The sequence below is a fragment of the Ercella succinigenes genome (assembly GCF_900002895.1).
In genome coordinates this window covers 81,914-91,679 of sequence record NZ_CDHP01000023.1, presented here as the reverse complement: position 1 = coordinate 91,679, position 9,766 = coordinate 81,914, and the positions used below count along the sequence as shown (strand labels likewise).

At 35.9% G+C, this 9,766-nt stretch carries 8 protein-coding genes and 1 tRNA gene; 5 read left to right on the top strand and 4 right to left on the bottom strand.

What is annotated here, in order from left to right:
- Window positions 1-68 precede the first annotated feature (68 nt).
- Window positions 69-144 (bottom strand) — tRNA-Thr (locus AC0KSB_RS06745).
- Window positions 145-504: 360 nt separating this feature from the next.
- On the opposite strand from AC0KSB_RS06745, the gene AC0KSB_RS06740 reads away from it, so the two are divergent.
- Genes AC0KSB_RS06740 through AC0KSB_RS06730 form a run of 3 tightly spaced genes read left to right on the top strand, consistent with a single transcriptional unit; the run spans window position 505 to window position 3,650 of the window.
- On the top strand, window positions 505-1,425 hold the full coding sequence (locus AC0KSB_RS06740; protein WP_472307588.1) for a sugar phosphate nucleotidyltransferase: 921 nt from the start codon (window positions 505-507) through the stop codon (window positions 1,423-1,425).
- A 1-nt stretch (window position 1,426) separates the two neighbouring features.
- A complete protein-coding gene (ilvA, locus tag AC0KSB_RS06735; protein WP_472307586.1) occupies window positions 1,427-2,653 on the top strand; it encodes a threonine ammonia-lyase in 1,227 nt (408 codons plus the stop codon).
- A gap of 40 nt (window positions 2,654-2,693) precedes the next feature.
- Entirely contained in the window at window positions 2,694-3,650 is a 957-nt protein-coding gene (locus AC0KSB_RS06730; RefSeq protein WP_472307584.1) for an alpha/beta hydrolase, read from the top strand.
- Here AC0KSB_RS06730 and AC0KSB_RS06725 read toward each other — a convergent pair.
- On the bottom strand, window positions 3,635-4,705 hold the full coding sequence (locus AC0KSB_RS06725) for a zinc ribbon domain-containing protein (protein ID WP_472307582.1): 1,071 nt from the start codon (window positions 4,703-4,705) through the stop codon (window positions 3,635-3,637). The two genes, AC0KSB_RS06730 and AC0KSB_RS06725, sit on opposite strands and share 16 nt — an antisense overlap.
- 278 nt (window positions 4,706-4,983) lie before the next feature.
- Between AC0KSB_RS06725 and AC0KSB_RS06720 the strand changes: the two genes are divergently transcribed.
- Window positions 4,984-5,982, top strand: a complete 999-nt coding sequence (locus AC0KSB_RS06720) for a GGDEF domain-containing protein (protein ID WP_472307580.1) — start codon at window positions 4,984-4,986, stop codon at window positions 5,980-5,982.
- 1 nt (window position 5,983) lies between these two features.
- Here AC0KSB_RS06720 and AC0KSB_RS06715 read toward each other — a convergent pair whose 3' ends face one another.
- Entirely contained in the window at window positions 5,984-6,547 is a 564-nt protein-coding gene (locus tag AC0KSB_RS06715) for a hypothetical protein (RefSeq protein ID WP_472307578.1), read from the bottom strand.
- Window positions 6,548-6,698: 151 nt separating this feature from the next.
- Entirely contained in the window at window positions 6,699-7,634 is a 936-nt protein-coding gene (gene cysK, locus AC0KSB_RS06710) for a cysteine synthase A (protein ID WP_472307576.1), read from the bottom strand.
- Window positions 7,635-7,823: 189 nt separating this feature from the next.
- Between cysK and AC0KSB_RS06705 the strand changes: the two genes are divergently transcribed.
- Window positions 7,824-9,731 carry an ABC-F family ATP-binding cassette domain-containing protein gene (locus AC0KSB_RS06705; RefSeq protein ID WP_472307574.1) on the top strand — a complete coding sequence of 636 codons (1,908 nt, stop codon included), beginning with the start codon at window positions 7,824-7,826 and terminating at the stop codon, window positions 9,729-9,731.
- The last annotated feature ends 35 nt before the right edge of the window (window positions 9,732-9,766 follow it).

Below are 9,766 nucleotides of genomic sequence, written 5' to 3'. Positions count from 1 at the left end.
TTGAATTTAAATTTTATAAATGCTCCAAAGTAAAACCCCGTAACCATTGCGGTTACGGGGTTTTACTTTGGAGCCTGCGGACGGATTTGAACCCCCGACCTGCTGATTACAAATCAGCTGCTCTACCAACTGAGCTACACAGGCGTTAGCGACAAGGGATATTGTAATCAGAAAACCTATTTTTGTCAACACCTATTTTTAGTGTTTATTATTAATCAGTGATAATGACATGGTATAACTCATCAAGGAAAATGTCACCCATCCATGCAAAACAAATATAATGGGAGGATGAAAATAATGATGAGTAAAAAAGAAGTCAGAAAAATCAGTAATTTTTATAGAAAGACTGCATATAATTTCTTTGTATTTAATGCAGCTGTAACAGTTTTTCAGTTCGTGCTGAATTTAATATAGTTATCGCTTATAATAGATACAATGTTCATTAAAAGATATAAATATAGTTCAATAATATTTTTTCACTTTATATTACAGGAGGCTTGCAAAATGTCAGTAAAACCGGTTCTTATAGTAATGGCTGCAGGAATGGGCAGTCGTTTTGGTGGCTTAAAACAAATTGCTCCAATTACACCTTATGGAGATTTAATAATTGATTTTTCTATACATGATGCTGTTAAAGCAGGTTTTGAAACTGTTATATTTATTATCAAACGTGAATTGGAAGACCTGTTCAGAGAAAAAATAAGTAAAAGAATTGAAACCAAAATCAAAGTTCTTTTTGCTTATCAGGATTTAGAAGATTTACCAGAGGGTTTCTCAGCACCTGACGGCAGAATAAAACCATATGGCACAGGACATGCAGTTCTTGCCTGCCGCCATCTGATAAATTCACCTTTTGTAGTTATTAATGCAGATGACTATTACGGCAGTCAGGCTTTTTCTATGATTTTCAAATATTTGATAAATAATCCCAAACCCTACAATTATGCAATGGTCAGTTATAGGCTTGATAGAACAGTTACAGAGCATGGTCATGTAGCTCGTGGAGTTTGTGATGTAAATAATGATTCTTTTCTTCAAGGTATATCAGAAAAAACACGAATTGAGCAGAAATCAGGCCAAATATCATACACTGATAATGATGGAAAAAGCTGGCACAAACTTGCCCATGACACACAAGTTTCAATGAATTTCTGGGGCTTCCAAGCAGATATGATGAAGGAACTGGAGGCAGGCTTTCCGGAATTTATAAAAAACGATCTGCTCGTGAATCCCTTAAAAGCCGAATACTATCTGCCTGGAGCCGTTGATATGCTATTGAAGTCAAAAAAAGCAACTGTTAAAGTACTTGCATCTCCTGACAGCTGGTTTGGTGTAACATATAAGGAAGATACTGAAAAAGTTGCAAAATCCCTAACTGCATTGGTAGATAATGGACAATATCCAGATCTCGTAAGGAGCAACTAAAATGGAGAAATTATCACTGGAACATTTTGAACAGGCAAAAAAATCCCTTGAATCTGTTATTTTGCGTACTAATTTAATACATAGCAGTTACTATTCTTCCCTAACCGGAAATAATATATATTTTAAACCAGAAAATTTGCAAATGACAGGGGCATATAAAGTTAGAGGTGCGTACTTTAAGGTTGAAACATTGGATAAGAAACAGCGTAAGGAAGGTCTGGTGACTGCCTCGGCAGGCAATCATGCTCAAGGTGTTGCTCTGGCGGCTCAAATGCATAAGCTGAAGGCTGTAATTGTTATGCCAACAACCACACCTCTGGTTAAAGTAAATAATACAAAAGCATATGGTGCGCAAGTAATACTTCATGGTGAAAGTTATGATGATGCCTATGCTTATGCGCGTAAATTGGAAGAAGAAAAAGGATATACATTTATACATCCTTTTAATGATCTTGATGTTTCAGCAGGACAAGGCACCATTGCTTTTGAAATTTTAGACGAACTGCCCGATACTGATATAATTCTTCTTCCCATTGGAGGCGGAGGACTTGCAGCAGGGGTAGCTACTCTAGCCAAATATCTTAAACCGGAAATTCAGATAATCGGCATAGAACCAGCAGGGGCAGATTCTATGTTCAAGTCTTGTGAACAAGGAGAAATATGCAGTCTTGAAGCTGTTAGCACTATTGCAGACGGTGTTGCTGTGAAAACACCAGGGTCGGAAGTTTTTCCTTTTGTTTATAAAAACGTCGATAAAATTCTGAGAATCGAAGATCGTGAGCTGATTGATGCTTTTCTTGATATTATGGAGAAACATAAACTGATAGTAGAAAATGCCGGACTTTTAAGTGTTGCTGCTTTAGCTCATCTGCCTAAAGAAAACAAAAACATCGTTAGTATTTTATCTGGAGGAAATATGGATGTAATTACCATGGCCTCTTTGGTTCAGCATGGTTTGATTAACAGAGGCAGGGTTTTTACATTTTCTGTTCTTTTACCGGACAGACCGGGCGAACTGGAAAAAATAGCTCATATTATCGCAAAGCAAAAAGGTAATATAATAAAATTAGAACATAATCAATTTGTTACTATTAACAGAAATATGGCAGTTGAATTAAGAGTTACCTTGGAGGCTTTCGGGCATGATCACAAGGATTCAATTATTGGTTCATTGAGAAATAAGGGATTTAAAGTCAGCTCTGTGCAGCCGACAGCCGTATTTAATTAAAGGAGTAAAGGCGGTAGAGAAAATCGCTTGAAAAGCAAATATGGAATTATGGCAAATTATTTTAATAGTAGTAATTATTTCGATGGTGCTGCTAATAGCAGTTTTATTTATCATCGCATATATATTTATACGTGCAGTTGTCTATCCTCCCCGCCGCAGCCTGCAAAAAGCTTTAGACTATCATATTAACAACAACGGCATTGACAGCAATTTTTATCAAAACTTGAAAAAAAGCCCTTGGGAAATAAAGAATCGCCAAGGATATACGCTGTCTGGTGAATGGATCGAATATGATGAAGCAAATACAAGCAAATCAACCAACAACAAAATAATAATATTTGTTCATGGCCATGGTCATAACAGAATGGGTGCAGTAAAATTCTTAAAATTATTTCTGGATAGAGGTTTTCGTGTACTTATTTATGATCAGATAAACAGCGGGATAAGCGAAGGAAATGTCACTACAATGGGCTTGCAGGAATCTTCAGATCTGCGCACTATAATCGATTCTATTTATGAAAATGAGGAAACACCTTCTTTACTTGGCTTAGTAGGAGAATCTATGGGAGCAGCTACTATAATAATGGAAGCTTGTCATGATAGCCGACCAGATTTTATAATAGCCGACTGTTCTTATGCAGATTTATCAGAACAACTAGTATATATGCTAAAATACAGCCGCAATTTAAAAAAATTCCCTCTTTTTAATATTAGTAATTTCTTGGTTAAGAAATTTGCAGGTTTTAACTGGCAGGATGTATCTCCTGTAAAAGCAATCCAAGATTGCGGAGGGCTCAAAGACATACCGGCTTTATTTGTCCACGGTGAAGCTGATACCTATATACAGCCTGAAAACAGTAGACTTCTTTATGAAGCCAAACAAGGTTATCGTGATCTTTTATTAATTCCTAATGCCAGACATACTGAGGCTGTCTGCACTGACCCAGCAAGCTATGAAGATGCAATTAAAAGGCTTCTAGGTCAGCTTATCATCTGATAATTTAATCTGGCTTCAATTATTCCGGTAATTTCTTCAGAAACAAATTCCTCATAATTGATTATGTAAACACCTTTAATCCCATCATCAGTTTCATAAAAGGCAACTTGAAGAAAACCATCTAATGACACTTCATCTTCAATAAATTGATCATCACTGTACTCTTCAAAATATGTCCCTTGATCAATGGTCAATGGGTACACCGATAAGAAATACCCATCACTTTGACTCGTAGGATGATCTGTGTAACAATCAAGATAATCTGCGCCTATCTGCATACTAGTCTCATATTCTATACCGTCGCCAAGCAAAAAATTGCTTATACTATCAGAAAAAGCTTCTGTTTGAAATGCAGGTATCTGTTCAATATCCAGTACTCTTATAACAATAGTTCCTGCATAATCACCTATATAATCATCAATATCTGCAGACTTATTCAAAGCTAGTAAAACTGAATCTGGTAAAATAGTCAAAACTGAATCTTCATTTCCTATTTCATTTTTCTTTTCTGTTGTTTCTGTTTGCTCTTGAGGATCTTTACTAGTTTCTGTTGTTGCAGCTTTTGTAGTAGTCGGTTCTTTTGTTTCTGTTATAGCACCTTGATCACTTGTAGATACAGTAGTAGTTTCAAGTGTTGTTGTTTCAGAAGATAATTTCAAATTATCTTTATCGCGCTGCTTAAAGAAAAAAAATGTTGCTGCCACAGCAGAAATGACTAATACCGCTACAATCAAAACTATAAGTAGAAGCACTTTTTTGTTTTTGGAATGATCCGGCTTTTGCATTGTCGGGTAAATTCTGCTTTTATCCACTAATGGTTGCATATCAGGCCGGCTGACCGGCTGAATATTATGCTCCCATTCTTTTTGAGGTAATACAGTATTTTCTTGAGGGGGCGGTGATTGAGGGAGATTCAATCCAGTTCCATGCTGCCAGTTTGACTGGTCAGGTGATAATGTTCCAGATATTTGATTATCTGTTTCCACTTTCCCTCCACAAGCAGGGCAAAAAATTGCTTCTTCAGGAATTTTATTTCCGCATTGAGAACAAAACATCTTATCCTCTCCTTGACTTACGAATCCTGACCAAAAAGCTCTGTTATTCTAACAACAAAACAGTCTGTCATGCTTTGGCATATAATAATGTCTGCTTTTATTATAGTGCATTAAAAACAGCAGCACAATCGTTAGTTTGATACCTACGTGACACTATTTGACAGTTTGAAATATTTATTAGATATTACAGCTTTACTCTGATACTATCAAATATAGATAAAGCTTTTTTAGTTAAACTATTAATAGCGTGTAGCATACAAGTTATTAAGGGGTTTTTTATGAATATATTAAAGACTGGATTCGATAATTTTTTTGTTATACCGATGATCAGAAGAATAAGTGTTATATTTCTTACTCTGGTTTATCTTTTAATAGCCATTTCCTTATTAAGACCAGATGCATCAGTGGTATTAAGAGGCATTTCTGCACAGCTTCTCCTTCTTGTGTCCATAATTATGGTACTGAAATTCGGTCGTTTTGGAACCATAACAGCCATATGCTTAAATAGCATATCTGTGCTTTGGGTAGCTTATGGTTTTTTCTTTGTAAAAGTTCCCGAAGCTTTGACCGGCATAATAGTATCAATGGTAAGCCTTTTTATTATATTGTTAGTCACCTCTTTATTCAAAAAGCAGAAAATACAATTTGAACAGCTAAGGTTACAAAACGAAAAGATGCAAGGATTATTTGCTGAGCTTAGTGATTCTCAAGAAAAATTAAAAAATCAGAATTTAAAATTAATAAAAATTAATAAAACTATCAAGGCAAATGAAAAAAAACTGCATAAACTTGCTTATTATGATGAATTAACAGGATTTGCCAACAGAAGCATGTTGCTTGAGCATTTGACAAGACAAATTAAAATTTCAAATCCTGAGGGCATTGACTCCAAAGAAATTTATTTTTCACTTATTTTGATTGATATAGAGGGATTCAAAAAAGTAAATGAGAGTTTTGGTTATGAACAAGGTGACAACATTATTAAATTTATTGCCCAAAATATAAAAAACGCAGCAGATCATGAAGATATGATAGGGAGAATAATTGGAGCAGAATTTGCAATAATTACCAGAAAAGGTAAAGACCGTCTTCAATTAATGGAATACGTTGATAAGATAAAAACAAGCTTAATCTCAGCGATAAATCTAAGTGATAACAAAATCAAATTGGAAGTCAGCATAGGAACAGCAATCTATCCAAAAAACGGTCAGAATTCAGAAGAATTATGGAAAAAGGCAACACAATCCTTAAAGCAGAAAAAAGGTATTCACAATTAAATTATCTTTCTGTTTCATTTGGATAAGAATCAATAATATTTGTAGAATGTTCATTATTTTTTACAATGACATCTTCTTTGGAATCATTAGTCTGCTCAGAATTATTCATAGCCTTTTTGGCATTTTGCTGCCTCTGATAGACTGCCATGACGCCTTGAGAAAGCCATTTTACGCAAGCTATCCTTATAGCAATAATTACGATAAGCGGCAAGCTGTCCTTTACCATAGTATTAAGGAGCTGAATTACAGGAATTACCAAATCTATTATCAGCCAAACAACAGCCGCTGCCGGCAACCAGATTCTGTGAAAACCAAGAAAAACAGCTGCAACAATAAAAAGAATACCTAAAACAATGCCTGAAGCTATAGAGAACCACTCATGTTCCAATGTATCAATACAAGTCAGCCCTAAAACCACTCCCAGATTATCCTTGTAAAAAAAGACAAATCGTTCAACAATAGTGAAAGTTCCAAGTAAAATAAAAACAATAATTGCATATATTATCCTATGCTTACGCTCATTTTCTTTTACAGGATCAAATTCGGCTGCTTTTACATTGTCCATTGTATGCCTCCAAAATATTATAAGTGTTAAAGGTATTTAGTATTAAAACTTAATATCAGTATACAATAAGCGTCATAACTTTCAACAAAAAAGCTGCCGGTTTTATTTAAACCAGCAGCAATTTATGAATGAAGGATTTCTATTTTAATTTTTACAATTCCTGAAATAAAGCAGTTGAAAGATATCTCTCACCATTATCAGGTAAAACAACTACTATTCTTTTGCCTTTATTTTCTTCCAGCTTTGCCAATCTTGATGCAGCAGCTGCTGCAGCTCCAGATGATATACCAACCAGCAACCCTTCTGTTCTAGCAAGTTGTCTTGCTGTTTCAAAAGCCTCATCATTTGAAACCTGCAGGATTTCATCCACAAATTCACTTTTAAAGTTTTGAGGAACAAAACCAGCCCCTATTCCCTGTATTTTATGCGGTCCTTTATTACCACCGGACAAAACAGGAGAATCAACAGGTTCAACAGCAACAATCTTAATTGCAGGATTTTTCTTTTTCAGAACTTCACCAACTCCACTAACTGTGCCTCCGGTTCCTACACCACCAACAAAAATATCTATTTTGCCATCAGTGTCACGCCATATCTCTTCTGCTGTAGTTTTGCGATGAATCTCCGGATTAGCCGGATTATTGAACTGTTGCGGAATAAAAGAGTTTTCATGCTCTTTAGCAATTTCCTCAGCTTTACTGATTGCACCATTCATACCTTGGGCTCCGGGAGTAAGAACAAGCTCCGCACCATAAGCTTTTAGCAAGCTACGTCTTTCAATGCTCATCGTATCGGGCATAACCAAAATCAATCTGTAGCCCTTGGCGGCAGATGCAAAAGCAAGGGCGATGCCTGTATTGCCACTGGTCGGTTCAATTATTACTGTATCCTGATTTATCAGGCCTTCTTTTTCTGCTGCAGTAATCATTGCATGACCAATTCTGCACTTTACACTTCCTGAAGGATTAAAGTATTCAACCTTTGCAACCAGTTCTGCCTGATGCTGATTTTTTTTGCCAAAATTTCCAAGTTCCACCAACGGCGTGTTTCCAATCAAGTCTGTCATGTTTTTTGCGATATTAGCCATGAAATTAACCTCCTGCGTTATTCCTAGTATTTTTATGGGAATTTATGTATTTATTCTATATTCAAAAATTCTGCTTGTCAATATCTTTTATGATACTTATGCTTATGTATCATAAGTATCATATGCTATATGATACAATAATTAGAGCTCACACAAATTAAACTATAAATAATGATAGAAGGTTAGTATATGCCCATTATTACAGCAGAAAATATCAGTAAGTCGTATGCAGACAGGGAATTATTCGCCGGTCTGAATTTTTCAATTGAAAAAGGAGACAGAATAGGAGTAGTAGGTATCAACGGTACTGGTAAATCTACTTTGCTCAAATTAATTGCCGGAATTGAGAATGCAAGTGCAGGCAAGTTTATAAGACAAAAAGATTCCAGCATAGAATATCTTCCGCAGATTCCTAAATTTAAGAATTCACAAACGGTACTGCAAGCAGTGTTTAATCAACCATCTGCTGCAATCCAGGTATTAAGAAAATACGAAGAAGCACTTTTGGAGGCAACAACTGACCCTGATAATGAAAATGCACAAAAAGCCATGATGACGGCTATTCAAAATATGGATTCGGCAAATGCCTGGAAACTGGAACAAAATGCCAGAATTATGCTCACAAAATTAGGTATTGATAACTTTCGGCAAAAAGCCGTATCTTTATCTGGAGGACAGCAAAAAAGAGTTGCACTTGCCGCAGCACTTGTCCAAGAGGCAGATCTACTAATCCTGGATGAACCTACCAACCATCTTGATCATAAGGCACTTGATTGGCTGGAACAGTACCTTAGCCAATATAGTGGAGCCGTTTTAATGGTAACCCATGATAGATACTTTCTTGATAAAGTTGCAAAAACAATGTTTGAACTAGAAAATGGTAATCTTTTCAGATATGAAGCAAATTACAGTGCGTACCTTGAAAGAAAAGCCGAAAGAGAAGAAATCGCTCATTCACAAGAACAGAAGCGGCAAAATCTTCTCCGTCAAGAACTCGCCTGGGTTAGACGTGGGGCTAAAGCCAGATCAACTAAGCAAAAAGCCAGATTAGACAGATTCGATAAATTGAAAAACCAATCCGGAATTAAGGCAAATGATCAGATCGATCTGATAAGTGCATCTTCTCGTATGGGAAAAGAGACGATAGTAGCCGAAAACATAAGCAAAATAATTGACGATAAATTATTGTTTCAGAATTTCACCTATATCATTCGTCGAGACGAAAGATTAGGAATAATCGGCAAAAATGGTTGTGGTAAAACAACTTTGCTTAAGGTTCTTACAGGTGAGATTAAACCTGATATTGGAAATATCACACAGGGAAGCACCATCAAAACAGCCACCTTTAGTCAGATACCTCTGTCATTTGACGAAAATAAACGTGTAATAGAAGCTGTCAGAGACACGGCTGAAATTCTGGAAACGCAGGCAGGTGTACTAACGGCAAGTCAAATGCTCGAAAGATTTCTTTTCCCCGCAGCTCAGCAGTGGCAGCCTATCAGCAAACTGTCCGGGGGTGAAAAAAGACGACTGCAGTTATTACTTGTTCTGATGCAGGCGCCAAATGTTCTCATATTAGACGAACCAACTAATGATCTTGATACTCAGACACTTACCGTTTTAGAAGAATATCTCGATGATTTTTCAGGTGCAGTAATTATCGTTTCACATGACCGTTATTTTATTGATCGTACAGTAGACAGACTAATGATTTTTACACCGGAAAAAGAATTATTACAAGTTGAAGGAAATTACAGTGATCATGTAAATAAAATACTTGAGATGCAAACAGAGACTACATCTGATGTAACAAGTCCAGTGGTGGATATTGCCGGTAAAAACACAGCCAAACCTTTGCAAAAAAGAGAAAAAACTAAATTTACATATCGGGAACAAAAGGAATGGGATTCTCTTGAAGATGAAATAAGCAAAATAGAAGCCAAAATAACCAAATTAAAACAAGATTATAATATCTATTCAACTGACTTTGTCAAATTGCAGGAAATACAAAAAGAACTGGATATTTGCCATGAAAAATATGAACAAATGACCGAGAGATGGCTTTTCCTAACAGAATTGAAAGAAAGTTTTAATTAGTAGATTAAGAAATCCAGGACTATTCTGGAATGAAA

Excerpts from the sequence above, each read along its gene's own strand:
- AC0KSB_RS06740 (WP_472307588.1), top strand. The coding sequence starts at position 505 with ATGTCAGTAAAACCGGTTCTTATAGTAATGGCTGCAGGAATGGGCAGT.
- ilvA (WP_472307586.1), top strand. The coding sequence starts at position 1,427 with ATGGAGAAATTATCACTGGAACATTTTGAACAGGCAAAAAAATCCCTT.
- AC0KSB_RS06730 (WP_472307584.1), top strand. The coding sequence starts at position 2,694 with ATGGAATTATGGCAAATTATTTTAATAGTAGTAATTATTTCGATGGTG.
- AC0KSB_RS06725 (WP_472307582.1), bottom strand. The coding sequence starts at position 4,705 with ATGTTTTGTTCTCAATGCGGAAATAAAATTCCTGAAGAAGCAATTTTT.
- AC0KSB_RS06720 (WP_472307580.1), top strand. The coding sequence starts at position 4,984 with ATGAATATATTAAAGACTGGATTCGATAATTTTTTTGTTATACCGATG.
- AC0KSB_RS06715 (WP_472307578.1), bottom strand. The coding sequence starts at position 6,547 with ATGGACAATGTAAAAGCAGCCGAATTTGATCCTGTAAAAGAAAATGAG.
- cysK (WP_472307576.1), bottom strand. The coding sequence starts at position 7,634 with ATGGCTAATATCGCAAAAAACATGACAGACTTGATTGGAAACACGCCG.
- AC0KSB_RS06705 (WP_472307574.1), top strand. The coding sequence starts at position 7,824 with ATGCCCATTATTACAGCAGAAAATATCAGTAAGTCGTATGCAGACAGG.